The 17162-nt window shown below is 43.4% G+C and carries 17 protein-coding genes and 2 tRNA genes; 4 read left to right on the forward strand and 15 right to left on the reverse strand.

The genetic code is table 11. The features are described 5' to 3' along the window. Positions 1-177: 177 nt before the first annotated feature. Genes upp through FC87_RS00415 form a run of 6 tightly spaced genes read right to left on the reverse strand, consistent with a single transcriptional unit; the run spans position 178 to position 5749 of the window. A complete protein-coding gene (gene upp, locus FC87_RS00390; RefSeq protein ID WP_054689960.1) occupies positions 178-804 on the reverse strand; it encodes a uracil phosphoribosyltransferase in 627 nt (208 codons plus the stop codon). Positions 805-863: 59 nt separating this feature from the next. After that, a complete protein-coding gene (gene glyA / locus FC87_RS00395) occupies positions 864-2105 on the reverse strand; it encodes a serine hydroxymethyltransferase (RefSeq protein WP_056961294.1) in 1242 nt (413 codons plus the stop codon). Positions 2106-2151: 46 nt separating this feature from the next. Continuing rightward, the gene (locus FC87_RS00400; protein WP_056961296.1) at positions 2152-3171 is read right to left on the reverse strand and encodes an L-threonylcarbamoyladenylate synthase; all 1020 of its coding nucleotides are present in this window, start codon (positions 3169-3171) and stop codon (positions 2152-2154) included. 14 nt (positions 3172-3185) lie between these two features. Further along, positions 3186-4046, reverse strand: coding sequence for a peptide chain release factor N(5)-glutamine methyltransferase (gene prmC, locus FC87_RS00405; protein ID WP_056961298.1), 861 nt, complete (start codon positions 4044-4046; stop codon positions 3186-3188). After that, the gene (gene prfA / locus FC87_RS00410) at positions 4027-5133 is read right to left on the reverse strand and encodes a peptide chain release factor 1 (RefSeq protein WP_009166509.1); all 1107 of its coding nucleotides are present in this window, start codon (positions 5131-5133) and stop codon (positions 4027-4029) included. Before prfA ends, prmC begins: the two co-directional genes overlap by 20 nt. 1 nt (position 5134) lies before the next feature. Then, positions 5135-5749: a thymidine kinase gene (locus FC87_RS00415; protein ID WP_035422500.1), complete on the reverse strand. Its 615-nt coding sequence runs from the start codon at positions 5747-5749 to the stop codon at positions 5135-5137. A gap of 173 nt (positions 5750-5922) precedes the next feature. On the opposite strand from FC87_RS00415, the gene FC87_RS00420 reads away from it, so the two are divergent. Continuing rightward, positions 5923-7275: a Mur ligase family protein gene (locus FC87_RS00420; RefSeq protein ID WP_056961300.1), complete on the forward strand. Its 1353-nt coding sequence runs from the start codon at positions 5923-5925 to the stop codon at positions 7273-7275. Next, on the forward strand, positions 7275-7979 hold the full coding sequence (locus FC87_RS00425; RefSeq protein ID WP_009166506.1) for a type 1 glutamine amidotransferase: 705 nt from the start codon (positions 7275-7277) through the stop codon (positions 7977-7979). The genes FC87_RS00420 and FC87_RS00425 overlap by 1 nt, the downstream gene beginning before the upstream one ends. Positions 7980-8086: 107 nt before the next feature. On the opposite strand, the gene FC87_RS00430 is transcribed toward FC87_RS00425, so the two are convergent. Both FC87_RS00430 and FC87_RS00435 read right to left on the reverse strand, forming a co-directional pair. Beyond that, entirely contained in the window at positions 8087-9097 is a 1011-nt protein-coding gene (locus FC87_RS00430; RefSeq protein ID WP_056961302.1) for a serine hydrolase domain-containing protein, read from the reverse strand. Between the two features lie 60 nt (positions 9098-9157). Next, a tRNA-Glu gene (locus FC87_RS00435) sits at positions 9158-9231 on the reverse strand. A gap of 102 nt (positions 9232-9333) precedes the next feature. Here FC87_RS00435 and FC87_RS00440 point away from each other — a divergent pair. Beyond that, positions 9334-9406, forward strand: a tRNA-Gln gene (locus FC87_RS00440). 208 nt (positions 9407-9614) lie between these two features. On the opposite strand, the gene FC87_RS00445 is transcribed toward FC87_RS00440, so the two are convergent. The 6 genes from FC87_RS00445 to FC87_RS00470 all read right to left on the reverse strand — a co-directional run bounded on the left by FC87_RS00445 (position 9615) and on the right by FC87_RS00470 (position 15519). After that, positions 9615-10064 carry an ASCH domain-containing protein gene (locus FC87_RS00445; RefSeq protein WP_054689954.1) on the reverse strand — a complete coding sequence of 150 codons (450 nt, stop codon included), beginning with the start codon at positions 10062-10064 and terminating at the stop codon, positions 9615-9617. Between the two features lie 116 nt (positions 10065-10180). Continuing rightward, entirely contained in the window at positions 10181-10642 is a 462-nt protein-coding gene (locus FC87_RS00450; RefSeq protein ID WP_056961304.1) for a GNAT family N-acetyltransferase, read from the reverse strand. Positions 10643-10649: 7 nt separating this feature from the next. Then, positions 10650-11204, reverse strand: coding sequence for a GNAT family N-acetyltransferase (locus FC87_RS00455; RefSeq protein WP_054689949.1), 555 nt, complete (start codon positions 11202-11204; stop codon positions 10650-10652). Next, positions 11204-12160, reverse strand: coding sequence for a DMT family transporter (locus FC87_RS00460; protein ID WP_056961306.1), 957 nt, complete (start codon positions 12158-12160; stop codon positions 11204-11206). Before FC87_RS00460 ends, FC87_RS00455 begins: the two co-directional genes overlap by 1 nt. A gap of 99 nt (positions 12161-12259) precedes the next feature. Beyond that, positions 12260-13609: a branched-chain amino acid transport system II carrier protein gene (brnQ, locus tag FC87_RS00465; protein ID WP_056961308.1), complete on the reverse strand. Its 1350-nt coding sequence runs from the start codon at positions 13607-13609 to the stop codon at positions 12260-12262. Between the two features lie 458 nt (positions 13610-14067). After that, positions 14068-15519, reverse strand: coding sequence for an amino acid permease (locus FC87_RS00470; RefSeq protein WP_056961310.1), 1452 nt, complete (start codon positions 15517-15519; stop codon positions 14068-14070). A gap of 85 nt (positions 15520-15604) precedes the next feature. Here FC87_RS00470 and FC87_RS00475 point away from each other — a divergent pair, with 85 nt between their 5' ends. Next, entirely contained in the window at positions 15605-16207 is a 603-nt protein-coding gene (locus tag FC87_RS00475; protein ID WP_056961312.1) for an NADPH-dependent FMN reductase, read from the forward strand. Positions 16208-16243: 36 nt separating this feature from the next. Here FC87_RS00475 and FC87_RS00480 read toward each other — a convergent pair whose 3' ends face one another. Continuing rightward, positions 16244-17110, reverse strand: a complete 867-nt coding sequence (locus FC87_RS00480; RefSeq protein ID WP_056961314.1) for a DNA/RNA non-specific endonuclease — start codon at positions 17108-17110, stop codon at positions 16244-16246. Between the last annotated feature and the right edge of the window lie 52 nt (positions 17111-17162).

The raw sequence follows: 17162 nt of genomic DNA on the forward strand, positions 1-17162 counted from the left end.
ACGCAAATTCACATGCTACTAGTCAGTTATTTTAGATTCGACTTGAAAAAGACAAACCTAAAATTCAATGAGAATGATACCACCAAATCGCAGAAAACACAAAGCAATTATTTTGCAAAATCAGTGACTTGAGTGCATTTATAAAAAGGCAGAATCACAAGATTCTACCTTAGAAAATTATTTTGTTCCAAACAGGCGATCACCTGCATCGCCTAATCCCGGAACAATGTATCCATTGTCAAGTTTTTGATCAAGTGCTGCTGCGTAAATATCAACATCCGGATGCGCCGCCTCTAGGGCTTGGACTCCTTCTGGAGCTGCTACTAAGCACACAAATTTAATGTTTTGGGCACCGCGCTTTTTCAGAGCATCAATTGCCATAATGGCCGAACCTCCTGTGGCTAGCATCGGGTCAACAACCAATACCTCCCGTTCTTCAATATCTGAAGGGAGCTTTACAAAATATTCATGAGGTTCAAACGTCTTCTCATCACGATACATCCCAATATGACCAACCCGGGCACTTGGAATCAAGTCTAAAATGCCATCAACCATTCCAATTCCAGCCCGCAAAATTGGAATAACTGCCACCTTTTTCCCAGCTAATTTTTGGGTGCGGGCTTTTCCCATGGGGGTCTCCACCTCAACATCCTTCAATGGCATATCTCTTGTAACCTCAAAGGCCATTAAGTTAGCAATTTCGTTTACGACCTCGCGAAATTCGTTGGTTCCGGTATTTTTATCTCGAATAATGCTTAGCTTATGTTGGATCAACGGATGATCCATTACGTGAAACTTACTCAACCAAACCACTCCCCTTTCTTTCTAAACTGCTAGTAATTGTATCACAGGTTGCATACCGATTATCTCGTAATTGGATGGGCAGCACATAGCTGGTGTACTGACCGCTTGATTTCAGCTAAACCAGCTTGATCAGTTGGGTGTTCAACCGCTTGAATAATCAAGCGAGCAACCAAGCGGGTATCAGCTGTGTTAAATCCACGTGATGTAATGGCTGGGGTTCCCAAGCGTACCCCACTAGTAACAAACGGACTACGTTGCTCATTTGGCAATGCCTCTTTGTTAGTAGTGATATTAATTGAATCTAAGAGCGCCTGTGCCTCTTTTCCATTAAGAGTTGTCTTCGTTAAATCAATGGTCAGCAGGTGATTATCCGTCCCTCCAGAAACGACTCGAACTTCTTGCGATTTAGCAAATTCATCGGCCATTGCCTGAGCATTTTCGATCACTTGCTTTGTGTAAGCCGTAAAATCAGGTTGCAGTGCCTCATAAAAAGCTGCTGCTTTCCCCGCAATGACATGTTCCAAAGGACCACCTTGCGTGCGAGGAAAGACCGCTGAATTGATTTTTGCTCCGAACTTAGCTGTTGACAAAATCATTCCACCCCGTGGACCACGCAACGTCTTATGGGTTGTAGTGGTCACCACGTCTGCAATCCCAATGGGGCTTGGATGTTGTCCAGTGGCAACTAAGCCAGCAATGTGGGCCATGTCAACCATTAGATAAGCCCCCACGTCATCGGCAAGCTTGCGAAAAGCTGACCAGTCAATTGTCCGACTATAGGCAGATGCCCCTGCTACAATCATTTTGGGATGCACTTTTTTAGCCTGAGCTGCAATCGCTTCATAATCCAACCGTTCCGTTTGCGGATTCAATCCGTAGGCATAGGACTGATAGATCTGACCTGAAAAACTAACTTTCGCACCATGCGTCAGATGTCCCCCAGCATTAAGATCCATCCCCAAGATCACATCACCCGGTTTTAAAAATGCCGCATAAGCAGCTTCATTTGCTTGAGAGCCCGAGTGCGGTTGGACGTTAACGTATTCAGCTCCAAACAACTCCTTGGCACGCTCAATTGCCAAATTTTCCACGACGTCAATATTTTGACAGCCTCCATAGTAACGTTTGCCTGGATACCCCTCAGCGTATTTATTGGTTAAGACGGAACCTTGAGCGGCACGAACCGCATTAGAAACAATGTTTTCTGACGCAATTAGTTCGATCGTATCTTCTTGTCGGTGCTTTTCTGCTGTGATGGCATCCCATAATTCGGGATCATCGATTTGATAATCATATGCCATAGTCCTAACCTCATTTCATAAACCCTAGCAATTGTAGTTACAATAATTATAATGAAATAAAATGTTTCTGACCAGCTGCTTTTTCTAATCGATTCATATAAGCATCACCCAGTCCCGTCCGAGGAAAGGCGGTTACTAAGATGTGTTTAATCTCTGGCTGCAAATCAAATTGGCGCAATCCCGCAAATAAACGCTGACTCGCTGTATTAATATCAGTCCCCAGAGAAATAACGTGGGCATTCTTCGGCCATTTTCGCATGTTAATTTGTTGTTCAGTCGCAAGAACCCCCACTGGGTCGGATTGGGTTGCTATCCAAGCAGTGGCTGGAGTCCACTGTTGATCGTCATCGACGATCTGAACTGCCGCTGCAGGTGAATAGTGCGTATATTTCATTCCTGGTGCTTTCGGAATCTCCGTTTTGCCAACCAGTGGCTGTTGCTCTAAGACTTCGCCAAGAAGCGGCAGTAAGTCAGCACGTGTAACCGCTCCTGGTCGTAAAATCGTTGGCGTCTTTGCTGACATATCCAAAACCGTCGATTCAACTCCAACTTCCGTGGGTCCTGCATCGAGAATTCCAGCAATTTTACCGTGCAAATCATGATAGACATGTGCCGCTGTCGTTGGGCTTGGTTTTCCCGAAGTGTTAGCTGATGGCCCTACCAGGGGAAAGCCGGCAGCCTTAATCAATGCATTGGTCATGGGCTGTCGGGGATTACGAAAAGCAGCCGTAGATAGTCCTCCAGTTACAACTCCCGCAAGCGCTTGCGGTTTTAATTTCAAAATAATTGTCAAGGGCCCAGGCCAAAATTGATCCATTAATTTTTTAACCGTTGGCGTAAGCGTTGCGGCATACTGGGTCACTGTTTTAACGTCAGCTACGTGCACAATCAACGGATTATCGCTCGGACGCCCTTTGGCTTGGTATACTTTTTTGACGGCAGCCGTATTAGTGGCATCCGCCCCCAAGCCATAGACAGTTTCGGTCGGAAACGCTACCAACTCACCTGCTCGTAGTTGAGCTGCGGCAGCTGATAATTCTTGTGCGGTATAAATCTTTGTCTCCATTTTTAGACCTGCTCCTATCTCAGCTTCATTTTAATCATCCGATCATGACCTGCCAAATCTTGCTGCAACCCTATTTGCGCCGTTGGATTAGCCTGCTGCAATAACCTTTGGACAGCGACCCCTTGCCGATAACCAATTTCTAAATAGAGGGTTCCAGGTCTTGTCAAGTAAGTGGCAATCTCATTAGCAATGCGCTGATAAAAGGCCAATCCGTGATGAGAAGCAAACAACGCCTGGCTGGGCTCGTAGTCTAACACCTGCTGGTCCATTACCGTGCGCTCACAATTAGCAATGTAGGGCGGATTGCTGATAATAACTTCAAACCGTTGACCTTGCAAGGTTTGAAACAAATCACTTTCTTGCCAAGTCACATCCAATCCTAGGGCAGTGGCATTTTGACGGGCCACCTGCAAAGCTGCTTTTGAAATATCACTGCCCAGCACCTGCCAATTCGGCCGTTCATGTTTACAAGCCAAAGCAATTGCTCCACTCCCCGTTCCCAAATCGAGCAGTCGAAGACGACTAGTCCCATAATCATGCAACAACCAATCAACTAACTCTTCTGTCTCAGGACGAGGAATTAAAACCGCCGGGTTCACTTGCAATTCCAGCCCATAAAAAGGCGCCTGCCCTAAAATGTACTGAACTGGTTGTCCTTGACAAGCCTGGTGGACGACCTCTTCAAAATGATCCCGCTGAGTTGCCGACAACTGGGTCCGATAATTAGCCACTAAGGTGGTTAAATTCCAGCCCAAAAGTCCCTGAAGCAATTCTTTAGCAGCGGTTGGTTGCTGTCCACTTTGTTGTAAGGAGGCTGTAGCCCATTTCAACGCCGAAAAAACAGTTACCGGAAAATCAAGCTTCGGGATTGTCATTTAAATGTTCCAATTTATCGGCTTGATCAGAAACAATCAATGCATCGATAATTTCGTCCAAATCGCCATCTAAAATCTTATCGAGTTTATTGAGGGTCAAACCAATTCGATGATCAGTGACCCGATTTTGTGGAAAATTATAAGTTCGAATTCGCTCGGAGCGATCTCCCGTTCCAACAGCCGACTTCCGCTGGGCATTGTACTGGTCTTCCTCTTTTTGTTTGTAATAATCGTAGACTCGTGCTTTTAAGACCTTCATAGCTTTGGCCCGGTTCTGTTGTTGAGAACGTTCATCCTGCATCGCTACAACAATTCCAGTTGGCAGGTGGGTCATTCGAACAGCTGAAGAGGTCTTATTGATATGTTGTCCACCGGCTCCTGAAGAACGATAGACATCCGTACGGATATCTGCTGGATCAAGTTGAATGTCAACATCCTCTTCTTCAGGCATCACACCCACGGTTGCCGTTGAAGTATGAACCCGACCAGCTGATTCGGTTTCTGGAACCCGTTGCACTCGGTGTGCTCCGTTTTCATACTTCAACTTGGAATACACTTTTGAACCAGTAATCATCAATACGATCTCTTTAAACCCACCAACTTCAGTATCGGCTTCATCAATAATTTCAACTTGCCAATGCTGCTTTTCGGCATATTTAACGTACATATTATATAAATCAGCAGCAAACAAGCTAGCTTCGTCGCCACCAGCAGCCCCATGAATCTCCATGATGATATTTTTCTCATCGTTTGGATCAGTTGGAATTAACAATAATTTCAACTGATTTTCCAAGTCGGTCTTGGCTGTTTCCAATTCAGCAAGCTCACTTTTTACCATGGTACTCATCTCGTCATCCAGCTTTTCTTGCAAAAGCTCCTGATCTGACGCTAATTCATTCGTCACTTGCTGATAGCGGTTGTAAGTCTCAACCGTTTCTCGCAAACTTCCTTCTTCTTTGGACAGTTTCATAAAACGTTCCGTATCAGCGATCACTTCAGGATCACTAATTAATTCATTTAATTCGTCATAGCGATCAGAGACGGACTGTAATTTGTCGTAAATTTGTTTAGTCTGATCATCAGCCATACTATTCTCCTTTGGGGGTATTTATTGTGAGGGGTGGAGCCTGGTAATGTTTGCGACAAACTGGGTAGTATGCTTCGTTACCTCCAACCTGGACCTGTTCCCCAACGTAAACCGGACGATTGTCATGGACTCGTAGGTTCATAATTGCCTTATTCTCGCAAAACCAGCAGATGGTCTTCATCTCTTCTAGTTTATCTGCATACAACAATAATGCCCGCGAACCAGAAAATAACTGATTTTGAAAATCATTTTTCAGTCCAAAAGCCATGACGGGGATGTCCAGCTGATCAACGATGCGCGCCAAAGCTTTGACCTGGCTTTCAGTTAAAAATTGGGCTTCATCAACCAAAACACAACTTAAATGTGAACCACGTTGGTGGTGCTGCTCTTGAGCATTAGCAATAATCTCATAGGCATCTGCTGTTGGTGCTAAGGAATAGGCTCGACGTTTGGGACCAATTCGTGATTCAATCATCCCTGCGGTCGATCTAGTGTCAAGCGCACTGGTCATTAAAAAAACCAGTTTCCCTTGTTCTTCGTAATTGTGTGCCACTTTGATAATTTCAAACGACTTGCCACTATTCATCGCACCATAGCGGAAAAAAAGTTGTGCCAAAATATCACCTTTTTCTATGTTCATTCCTGTTTTATTATAGCTAATTTGCCCAGTTCGTGCAGTGATTATTTTTTACTAGTTCTACAAATGCTTTTTTAGGCGTAAGTCGGGTTTTATGCTAAAATCTTACATAATTGAACTCTACTAATCCTAGCAAAGGAAGTGAAACACCCATGTCGTTTAAAAGTAACCTAGCAACAATGGCAGGAAAATCTTCATATTGGTTTCTGCATAATTTTATGGGGGGTGGAAGCTCCTTACCCGGTAAAATCACAACCAAAATTGACCCAGATGTTTTGCATGAAATGGGCAAAAACTATGACGTCATCATTGTCAGTGGAACAAACGGAAAGACGTTAACGACCGCTTTGATTGTCCAAGTCCTCCAAGAAAAATATGATAAGGTTCTGACCAATAAAACTGGTTCAAATATGGTACAAGGAATTGTCTCTACTTTTCTAGAAAGCAGCCGGCCTACTGCTGGTAAAAAGGGAATTGCGGTTCTTGAAGTTGACGAGGCCAATGTCAAGCCAATTGTCGAGCAATTACGCCCGAAAATGTTTGTCCTAACCAACATCTTCAGAGATCAACTTGATCGCTACGGCGAGATCTACACTACTTACCAAAAAATCATCGATGGTATCAAACTGGCTCCTGATGCATTGGTTGTTGCTAACGGTGATGAAGCCATCTTTAACTCCAAAGATTTACCTAATCCACAAGTTTACTATGGAATTAAGCACCAAGCGGCCACAGACGACCGGAAAGCTGCTCCAAATACTGACGGAGTCCTATGTCCCGTTTGTCAGCACATTATCCATTTTCATTACATCACCTATGCCAACTTGGGAGATTACTTCTGTCCGCACTGTGGTTTCAAACGACCGGACCTTAAATTTAGCGTGAATGAAATCAGTGCAAAAACTCCAACTAACTCGCGATTTATGATTGATGGCCATGCTTATCAAATTGAAATTGGTGGAACTTACAATATCTATAATGCCTTAGCTGCTTATGCAGTTGGTCGCGAAGTCGGAATTAATCCCACTCAGATTAAACATGCTTTTGAGACTAACCAACGAATCTTTGGTCGTCAGGAAGAAATTAATGTTGCTGGCAAAGAAGTCACTATCATTTTGGTTAAAAATCCGGTTGGAACTAATCAGGTCATCGACCTCCTCGCAACCGAATCGGAACCCTTTTCATTTATTGGCCTCTTAAATGCCAACTACGCTGACGGTATCGATACCAGTTGGATCTGGGACGGCGAGTTCGAACGACTCCCTAATATGAACATCAAACAGTTTGAAACTGGTGGCAAACGTTATCGAGACATTACTTTACGGTTGCAAGTTGCTGGAGTGCCAGCTGAACAACATCGCATTCAACCGGACTTAGAAAAAGTAGTAGCAGATATTCCTAATATGCCTACTAAAAAAGTTTATATCTTAGCTACCTACACCGCCATGATGCAGGTTCGCGCAATCCTCACTAAAAAAGGTTATATCAAAGGAGTGAAAAAATAATGTCATTCTCAATTCGGGTTGCCCATTTATATGGTGATCTAATGAACACTTATGGAGATATTGGTAATATCCTAGTTTTGCAATTTTATGCTAAACAAATCGGAGTCACCGTTACTTCAAAAGTAGTTAGCCTCGAGGAAGATTTTCAGGCAGATGCATATGACTTTGCGGTTTTTGGTGGTGGACAAGATTTTGAACAAAGTATTGTTGCTAAAGATTTACAAACCAAAAAAAAGGAACTAATTAAATTTATTGAACAAAACAAACCCCTCGTAGCGGTATGTGGTGGTTACCAAATGCTAGGAAAGTACTACGTTGATGCCGAAGGACGTAAGCTTCCAGGAATCAGTGCTATGAATCACTATACCGAACAGCAACATGAACATCGGTTTATCGGTGATATTCTCATTAAAAATGCTGCCACGGGCCAAGAATATCATGGTTTTGAAAATCACCAAGGAGTTACTTATTTGGGTGAAAATGAGCACCCATTAGGAAAGGTTCTCAAGGGCTATGGAAATAATGGAACCGACGGAACCGAGGGAGCTGTCTACAAAAACACTACTGGAACTTATTTTCACGGTCCCATTATGGCTCGCAATGGTAACTTCGCTGTCCATATGATGTTTCAAGCGTTAGAAACCAAATATCCTGATACAGACTTTACGGAAATGAAAAACCAGGTTCAAATTTCTGGATATTAATAAAAAAACTTCCTGTTAGCTAACAGGAAGTTTTTTTAGAAAATGACAAGTAAATTATCGACTTTCTGACCGAAAAAGCACTATTTTCGAACCGAAATTACGGATGTTTATTTTTTTGACCAAATCTCTGCCAAATAGGTTTGCAAGAGTCGTTCTCGTGCCCATAAATAGCGTTCTCCAACAACTGGGTGGACCCGATTAGAAAGCAGAACCAAACCACTTTGCAGTTGCGGGACTAATACCAGCATTGTTCCAGTATAACCAGTTTGGCTCAGAAATTCTTGGCCATTAAAGTTGTTCAACTGCCATCCAAAGGAGCGACCCCCATCTTGCATCGGTGTTTGATCTTGGCTCAGACGATCCAAAGTTGCTGGGGTTAAAACGACTCCTGGTTGTCTAATTTGTAACATCCATTGCATAAAATGAACCAAGTCACACAGCGAGCTAAATAAGCCCGCTGAACCACAATTTTCCCCTAGTACCCTTGCTTTGGGATCATGCACTCGTCCCGCTAAGTTAGTATGGGTCTGCGGATCGTAGGTAGTCGGAACCGAGGACTTGGGATCGGGCTGAAAAGTTGAATCATGCATCCCTAACGGCTGCAATACCATTTGACTAATCAACGACTGAATCGGCAATCCCGTTATTTTAGTTGCCACCCATCCTAGAAAAATAAAGTTAGCGTCTTGGTAATGCATCTGGTTCCCTAGCAATGGTCCTGCTGACAGACCCAACAGCGCTGTTTTTAATTCTTGCGCATTCAGGCGATCTCGATTCGGGATGTAGCCACGGATGTCAGCCGTATGCGTTAAGAGGTGGCGGATTGTGACCCGTGGCGCATGCCATTCTGGTAAATAAGTAGTCAATGAATCGTCTAAATGTAAACGGTTCTGCTCAATTAGCCGTAAAATAACCGGAACCGTCCCCACCACCTTAGTTAATGAAGCAACGTCGTATAATTGCTCCGGGAGAAGTTTGGTTACCACCGGATCCCAACTTTTCTTCCCATGATAGTGCAGCGACGTCTGTTGACCTTGAATGAAAGCATACGAAACCCCTGGAACCAACTGATCTGCGGTTAAAGCAGCTAAAACCCCCGTGGTTTTTGGTAAATTCATGCTGATCCCCCACTTTCATTTACCAACAAAAAAAGTCGCTAGTTAGCGACTTTTTAATAGTTACCCGTACGAGACTCGAACTCGTAGCTCCGCCTTGAGAGGGCGACGTCTTAAACCAGTTTGACCAACGGGCAATAACACAACAATGTAATTCTACTTGGTTCCGCCTTGTCTGTCAACTAAAAATAATGTTTGACATTTATTGGCAATCAATGTAATATATTTATTGTACTTATTGGGTATTAGCCAAACTGGTAAGGCAGCGGACTCTGAATCCGTAATGTACTGGTTCGAGTCCAGTATACCCAATCTATTAGTTTCATTGGTCGTCATAACGCTTGTTATGGCGGCTTTTTTGTTGTTCTTGCCTAAATAAATTGTCAGCTGTTTTCGTGCAATCTCATTGCTAATTACCTTGCTTTTTCGGAGTGACCCAGTTGAGCTATTAAACTTCGCAAATGTCACTCTGTCTGAGCTACTGATTAAAACCAGCAATTCAATTGCGCTTAAACGTGCCTTAGCGGACGTACACTACGTGAAAAGTCTCTAGGACTGCTCGTGCAGTTGCTGGGTCAAATTGCAGGCCTTCTGCTTGACATTCTTCCGCAAAAAATCGATCGTGCGCCGTCCGCCAAGCTTGCAGGGTTCGATCGCCCTCCCCTTCCGCAAAGGCATGGGCGGCATCGACCGCTAAATAATCAACCACCTGGATATCATCATTTTTGATAATCGCAACTGGTTGTTGTCGTCCATCTAAAATAACATCATAAGCATGCTTAGTTGGCAGTTCATCGCCATCTTTTTCATATAATTCATAGAGACTAGTAGTAGCTGTTTTTTCCCCAGCTATGATTAATTGGGCAAGTTGATCAGCTTCATCTCCAAACTGGTAACTACTTTGCAAACGAGCAGTTTGGGGAATTGCGCCCGCTGCTTGGGCTTCTTTAAAAAAGGTCGTGGGTTGCATCGGAGCCCTCCGTATCTTATAAATTATTGGATGTGTCTCATTTTTTCTTTGTCTAACAATCACCATTATCAATAAGCCCCATTTGCGTTGCTTTTCCATCTAAAATTAGCAAGCAGTTAAGCTTCACCAATATTGGTGGGGGCATACTGCATTTTAAGATGCTTAATTCCGACTTCGAGGTACTCTGAGGAAACCGGAACAAAGCCCAGTGATTGGTAAAATTTCTTTAAATACGCCTGTGCTGAAATGGTCAATGGTTGCTGCGGGAATTTTTGCAATGCTGTTGTAATCGCATCCTTAACAATTTGTCGACCAAGCCCGTGCTTTCGAAATCCTTTCATAGTCAACACCCGTCCAAAAGTAACCCCTTGTGGTTGCTGATAGACTCGAGCATAGGCAACAATTTGATCTTTCTCGTCAAAACGCATGACATGATAAGCAACTAAGTCATGGGAATCAATCTCATTTTCCTGAATCCCTTGTTCAACAATAAAGACCTGATTTCGGGCAAATAAAAGGGCTAGTAATGCCGAATTAGTTAGTTCAGCAAAAGGCTTGACGATTAAATTAGTTTCCACGTTATTTCTATCCTTTCTCGCTCACACGTTTTGGTTTAAAATCGGTCGCTTGCAGTAACCAACAATTCTCGTCATGAAATCGACCATGCAATTCAAGCGCTTGTGGTTTAACGGTCTTTAGCTGAAATCCGGCGCCACGGGCAACTGCATTACTAGCAACATTATCAACCGCTACTTTCACCCAAATCTTTTCTAGTGGATAATTTGCAAATCCATACTCACACAAAGCTTGCAATGACCTATGCATAATTCCTCGGCCAGTAACTTGGTTACCTAACCAATAGCCGACCTCTGCTTCGCGTTGCTCGTTCATAAATCGATTAAAACTGACCATTCCGACCGGACGCTGATCAGCAGTAATAACCAACAGCAAGCCCCGATCCTGTTTGCTCCTTCGCAAAAAAGTCGCCTCCTGCTCCGGACTGGTAATTTGATCAGCCCACGGCAACCACTTAGCAATGGTCGTTCTAGAAGCAGCTAATTGAGCAAAAAGCGCCGGTGCATCGCTAGCAACGTCGGGTAACCGCAAACTCAATTCATGATCTATTTTAATGGGTGACATTACACCTCTCCTGAACTTTTATTATTCAAACGTTCTGGGTGACGTTGAGCTGCCTGTAGGATGTAGATCGCAACAATAATCAAAACAGCCCCAATGATTTCTGGCCAGCTAATGTCTGCCTGAAACCAAAAAATACTAATCACAAAGGTAATGACCGGTTGAATAGCATCAATCAAACTAATCGTCGCCGAGTCAGTATATCGAGTCGCATAGATGACTGATGGGAAAGTTAAAATCGTCCCAAAAAAGATAATTCCAGCAATCCCCAAAATCCCTCCTGTACTCAAGTGAGGAACATCAACCCACACTGGTTGATGCAAATTAAAGGCTACGCTTGCAATTAGTGTCCCCCATCCCAAAATCACCATTGGTGGGTTGTCACGTCCAATTTCTTTTGGTAAGACTACGTAGCAAGCCGCCGTAATCCCTGATACAATCCCCATCACTAAGGAAATAATCGGAATTGAAAGTTCATGAATATTTCCCCGAGTTACGGATAAGAAAACTCCTAACAACGCAATTAGGAACACAATCAAATCAATTTTAAGTGGTTTTTTATGTTGAAATAAAAAAGCTCCTAGTAAGATGAACAATGGCGCTAAGTATTGCAAAATCGTTGCTGAACTAGCCCCGTTTGCTCCACCTTGTTGAATTGCCACATAAAAACTACCCATATTAGCGGCCAAGCCCAGCAACCCGTAAGCTATCAGCCAAGCGATTGAACGCCAACTTTTAAAAACGTTAAAAATCTTTCCTCGATAAATCACAGCACAAGCTGTCAAGAGAATCAATCCGGTAAAAGTGGTTCGAGCTGATAAAAACCAGCCAGCTGGAATGGTTTCAGTTTGTGAAACAAACTGCTGCAATGCCCCTGAAAATCCCCATGATGAAGAAGCAAAGATTGCTAATAACATCCCTTTTACAGGTCGACTCAATTGTTGCCCTATTTTCTGCATAAATCCATCCCCCATGTTTTTATTCCCAACTATAGGGCGATTAGTAGCTTCTGTAAACCTGTTGTGTTACTTTTTGTAACATATCGTTCAAGGGAACTTCTAAGCCGATTTAAACATGCGATTTAAAATAAAACTACTACATAATCCAATTACCAAAAAGGGAATAAAATCTAATCCAACTTGATATAAGGGCAATTTTCCAGCTAGTTGATTAATCACTGCAATCGGGGCCCAGCTGGCTAGCTCAGCTGGCAGAGCATGTAATGCATCTAGAACCGCTGGAATCAACACTAAGCCGATTGTAATTCGGTACCAACGCGTGCGTTGGCGTAATAATGGTTGAAAAATTCCTAGCAAAATCAAACTAATTGCTAGGGGGTATAAAAAACTTAGTAACGGAGCCGAATACAAAATAATCTTAGTTAAACCCAAGTTAGCAATTAAAAACGAAATGAACGTCGCTCCCGTTAAAAATTTATGGTACCCAATCCGAGGAAAGCGGCGACCCAAATCTTGTGATAATGACGTCAATAAACCAATCGCCGTCGTCAGACAGGCCAGTAGGGTTAAAGCGGCCAACATGGCAGCTCCCACAACCCCAGTATAATGTCTCATAATTACCGCAAAAGCAGTCCCACCATCAACACTAAGTTTGGTAAATTGTAGGCTACCAGCCCCCAAAGCAATTAAAAATGTATAGATCAGAGCTTCAAAACCCATGGTCAAACTGCCAACTTTAATTACCGACCACGACCGTTCTTTGGCAGTTTGTCCAAAAGCCTGTAAAGCAGCAATAATGGTTACTCCAAAACCCAATCCTGCCAGTGCGTCCATGGTGTTATAACCTTCTAAGAAACCATTAATCAACGTAGGCGCCGCTTTTACTGCTTGGGGAACGATGGGCAGGCGACGCATGTCATCGTATAAAACAAAAGCAATCACAAACAAAATTAACAGTAGAAATAGAAATAACGGATTCAAAATTTTCCCAACATTTCTCGTCACGCTTTGTTCATGAAAAGCCAACCACCAAACAGCCAAGAAAAAGAGGAGTGAAAATATTAGCAAAGCCATGCCATCCCAACCAGCCGGTACAAACGGTGCAATTCCCATGGAAAAAGTTACCGTTGCAGTTCTAGGTGCTGCAATCAACAATCCGAGGGAGGCATGCGTCAAAACTAGAAAAAGCATCGCGAACCATTTCCCAGCTGGCAATGCCAGATCATACATACTTGCACTTTTAGTAATGCTTAACGCTAGGATCGAACCCAGCGGAAGTAAAATTGCCGATAACAAAAACCCAATCACCGCTGGCAACCAATTTGGGCCAGCTACTTGACCTAAATGAATCGGGAAAATTAAATTACCCGCCCCAAAAAACAGACCAAATAGTAATGATGCCAATAACAAATACTGCCTAAAGCTTAACTTACTCGGTAATTTATCCATGATACCCTCCTGTACAACTAACCAATCGCTGCACTGGCCGCCAACAGCGGGGTACCACCAGATTTTCTGATTCTCTCACAAAAATCAGCTCAGTAAGTATCGCTAGCGACGCTTCTATTAAAAAAACGTCCAAACTGTCATACACAGTCCAGGACGTTTAAAACGCGTTACCACCTTGAATTTCCAACCAAACGGTCGGCTCAGTAAGTTCGCCGTTGCGTTCGCAGCGATACTATTGTGCAATAATGGGCACTCCCAACGAACCCTATACTAATCAGCATCGAACCCGTAACTTGCAGCCTACCTTCGTTTTAGCACTTCGGTTTCCTTGCACCATTACCGGAAACTCTCTAGACGGTTACTAAAACTAATCCTCTGCGCATTGTTTTCTTAATTTTTAGTTGAAGCCAATTTATAGGATAATTAAGTTTTTGTCAAGAAAAAATTAAAAATCATTTTTAAACTACCTCCAATAACAGCAAGAGACCACCAACAGCGACCGCCACAATCAGTAAAGCAAACCAGCGTTCGAACTTACCAAAAATGGGCTGATGGGGGTCATCATGGTGGCGAGTCCAGATAAACAATGGAATTCCCAAGGCATAAATAATAAAGGCCAGATTTATGTACCAAAGGCCAGCTGTATATCCCATAAACAATGTTCCCAAACTAGCCAGCACGGCTGTTATCAAAGCCGTTTTCCGTGAAACTCCGACCTGTTCGTGCTGGGGATTAAAAGTCCGCTCATGTGCACTAATTTTAACTAAAAATAACATCGAAATTAAGTACGGCGGAATGGTCATGGTCGCTACAATTGTCAAGGTCGTGTTGAAAGCTGCGGTGGAAAAATGTGTAAAGATAATAATGATCTGAATGATTGCCCCTGTTGCCAACAACGAAGGTATTGGAACCCGTCGGTGATTGATTTTTCCAAACCACCGTGGAAAGGTCCCAGAAACTGCCGCTGCCATCGGGATTTCAGCTAGCACTAAAATCCAACTTAACCAACTCGCCAATACGGCAATAATGACACCAAAAGTAATCAATAGACGACCCGTTGTCCCCAACACCATTCCTAACAAAACTGCGGTAGACGGACTGCTCATTCCTGCTACTTGTTCATAACTACGCACTCCTAATGGCAAAATTGAAACTGCTGCATATAGACCCAAACAAATCAGAAACCCGTCACGAGTAGCATGACGAACCGCTTGCTGACTTTTTGATTTTTTTGACAAAACGACAGCACTCTCTACCCCAGAAAAAACCCACAGAGTAGTTAGTAAAGAATGTTGCACTTGTTGTAAGGGATTACCCAATTTAAAGTGGCTATGTGGCGCAGTTCCCAATGGATCTTGCCAAAAAATTTTCCAATGAAATGCCACTAGCATGCTACAAATAAAGACCGCTACAATGACTAACATACAAACAGTTCCCACTAAGTCAATCCGACTGGTGGTCTGAATCCCGCGAGTAATCAAAAAAATCATCGTCCACAAGATTACGCTACCAACAATGACTGCTTGCCAGTTATTTCCACCACTAAACATTCCTGGCCAAAACACGTTTAGAGTAGCCGTCAGCAAAACCGCATAGGCTGCGATTGCAAAGGTCTGACAAATCCAATAACCCCAGCTCACAAAAAAAGCGGTAAACTTACCAAAGCCCGCCTGGGCATAATGATAAAGTCCGGTCGTGTATTGGGGACGAACTTGTGAGAGAATTAAAAACGACCGTACAACCAGACCGATAATTAGACCAGTAACTAACCAGGCTCCCACTTGCCCTATCACTCCAGCATGCATCGCCATATTTTGTGGAAGATCATAGATCCCCCCACCAACCATCGCCGAAAGCACAAAGGCTGTTAGTCCTAATCTTCCAATTTTTTCATCATGTTTTTGTTTCAAAGTGCCACCTCTTGTTTTTTACATGCATTGGTAAGTATAGATAAAAACCCAGTTAATCGCAAATCAAGTCCCCAAAGGAGCCCCCATGATCAAAATTAATGTCATTTTAGGAACCAGTCGACCAGCTGCCCGAGGTCGAAATCTATTTAATTATTTCAGGTTGCAGCAAGAGCAATTTGAGCAACAATTTAAAGTCAACCTTAATTTAATTGAGCTTTCGGAACTGCATCTCCCCTTTTTTTATGAAGATGAGCCTCCACTTGGTAATCAAAATCGAACCCTTCCCCCAAATGAGGCTCAGTGGGTAAATCAAATGGCAGCTGCGGACGGTTACCTAATCCTAACCCCTGAATACAATCATAGTTTCCCAGCTGTTTTGAAAAATGCCTTGGATTTTCTCGGAGAAGAGCCTCGTGGTAAAGCAACTAAAGTCATTACCTATGCTGATAATGCCCGTGGTGGTCAGTGGGCTTTTAATGCTTTACTCCCGGTCTTAACTAGAATGAACTTTTTTGTTCTCCCTCATCTAACATCAATTGCCAAAGTTGCTACTCACTGGCAACCAGACGGAAAGTGGCAGCCAGACGATCCGAAACAAGCAGTGTTTGAACACCGAATTAGTACCGCCGTTCAAGAAGCTGCTTTTTATACCAAACTATTGGCTGACCATCCCTTTTCAAGCAATTAAAAAACCGCTCATTGTTTGTGAGCGGTTTTTCTTAGCCTAAAATTGATGCCTAACTCGATGATGCCGATTGGTAACGCGCCGATGATGGCTTGAAAAGAGGTTGAGCCGGGTGGCTTGCCGATGAACGGCACTCGGTGGGGTAGGAACGGTCATGGCCGCATCAATTTGCGAACGACCCGTTTGATAATCGAATCTTAGACCTGGTTGTACGTTATACAGATAGCGGTTAAAATGCATTGCACCGTCTGAACTAATCGCCTGGACCCACACCCCTTTTGCCATCAAATCACTGCCCTGATAAACCGGCGTTACTTGATAGATAACTTGTTTACCAGCGGCTAATGCATCCCGCACCGCTTGCTCATTGATGGTCATTACCTTTTGATTAGAAAAGGCCGTTTGCGTGAATAGGTTTTTAGGATTATCAATTGAGCCGAGTGCTCCTGGCTCGGGCTGACCAGCTTGGTTTAAATTAAATGTACAAGTGTAGGCAATCAGGTGCCCACGATTTACAGGAAAAACTCGTTCGCCGTTAACTTGTTTTGGTTGATTATGCCAACCAGTCGGTTTAAAAATCTGAGCTGCTCGCCCCTCGGATTTCCCCAAATTATTGCTAGTTAGATACGCCGTGGCTGTCTGTGCTCGGTTATACTGATCTAAATCATGATAATCAATCCGATTACTCGTAAAGCTCTGGGCCGTAATCGTTTCTGGCTGATCATTATTTAAGACCTGATAGGCAGCCGTCCCTGGTTGATAATCTTGTTGCTGTAAATTTTGATACGTGGTGGTACTTTCAGGGACTGCCGCCTGCACGGGTTTCGTCCCTTGCAAACCAGAAAAGCCTAAGAAAAGCGTGACACTGGTTGCCACTGCTGCTAACCAAGGGGTTATCTTTTTCATGAATTTCTCTCCAAATCTTTCGTAATATCACTAGTTTAGTAGAGCAATTCGT

Origin of the sequence: Fructilactobacillus florum DSM 22689 = JCM 16035 (assembly GCF_001436645.1) — a bacterium.
GTDB lineage: Bacteria > Bacillota > Bacilli > Lactobacillales > Lactobacillaceae > Fructilactobacillus > Fructilactobacillus florum.

What these genes read in the sequence shown, in the direction of transcription:
- FC87_RS00445 (WP_054689954.1), bottom strand. Translation starts at nt 10,064, where the DNA reads ATGCAACCCACGACCTTTTTTAAAGAAGCCCAAGCAGCGGGCGCAATT.
- FC87_RS00460 (WP_056961306.1), bottom strand. Translation starts at nt 12,160, where the DNA reads ATGCAGAAAATAGGGCAACAATTGAGTCGACCTGTAAAAGGGATGTTA.
- FC87_RS00400 (WP_056961296.1), bottom strand. Translation starts at nt 3,171, where the DNA reads ATGGAGACAAAGATTTATACCGCACAAGAATTATCAGCTGCCGCAGCT.
- FC87_RS00420 (WP_056961300.1), top strand. Translation starts at nt 5,923, where the DNA reads ATGTCGTTTAAAAGTAACCTAGCAACAATGGCAGGAAAATCTTCATAT.
- FC87_RS00475 (WP_056961312.1), top strand. Translation starts at nt 15,605, where the DNA reads ATGATCAAAATTAATGTCATTTTAGGAACCAGTCGACCAGCTGCCCGA.
- FC87_RS00430 (WP_056961302.1), bottom strand. Translation starts at nt 9,097, where the DNA reads ATGAATTTACCAAAAACCACGGGGGTTTTAGCTGCTTTAACCGCAGAT.
- brnQ (WP_056961308.1), bottom strand. Translation starts at nt 13,609, where the DNA reads ATGGATAAATTACCGAGTAAGTTAAGCTTTAGGCAGTATTTGTTATTG.
- FC87_RS00480 (WP_056961314.1), bottom strand. Translation starts at nt 17,110, where the DNA reads ATGAAAAAGATAACCCCTTGGTTAGCAGCAGTGGCAACCAGTGTCACG.
- prfA (WP_009166509.1), bottom strand. Translation starts at nt 5,133, where the DNA reads ATGGCTGATGATCAGACTAAACAAATTTACGACAAATTACAGTCCGTC.
- FC87_RS00425 (WP_009166506.1), top strand. Translation starts at nt 7,275, where the DNA reads ATGTCATTCTCAATTCGGGTTGCCCATTTATATGGTGATCTAATGAAC.
- prmC (WP_056961298.1), bottom strand. Translation starts at nt 4,046, where the DNA reads ATGACAATCCCGAAGCTTGATTTTCCGGTAACTGTTTTTTCGGCGTTG.
- glyA (WP_056961294.1), bottom strand. Translation starts at nt 2,105, where the DNA reads ATGGCATATGATTATCAAATCGATGATCCCGAATTATGGGATGCCATC.
- FC87_RS00455 (WP_054689949.1), bottom strand. Translation starts at nt 11,204, where the DNA reads ATGTCACCCATTAAAATAGATCATGAATTGAGTTTGCGGTTACCCGAC.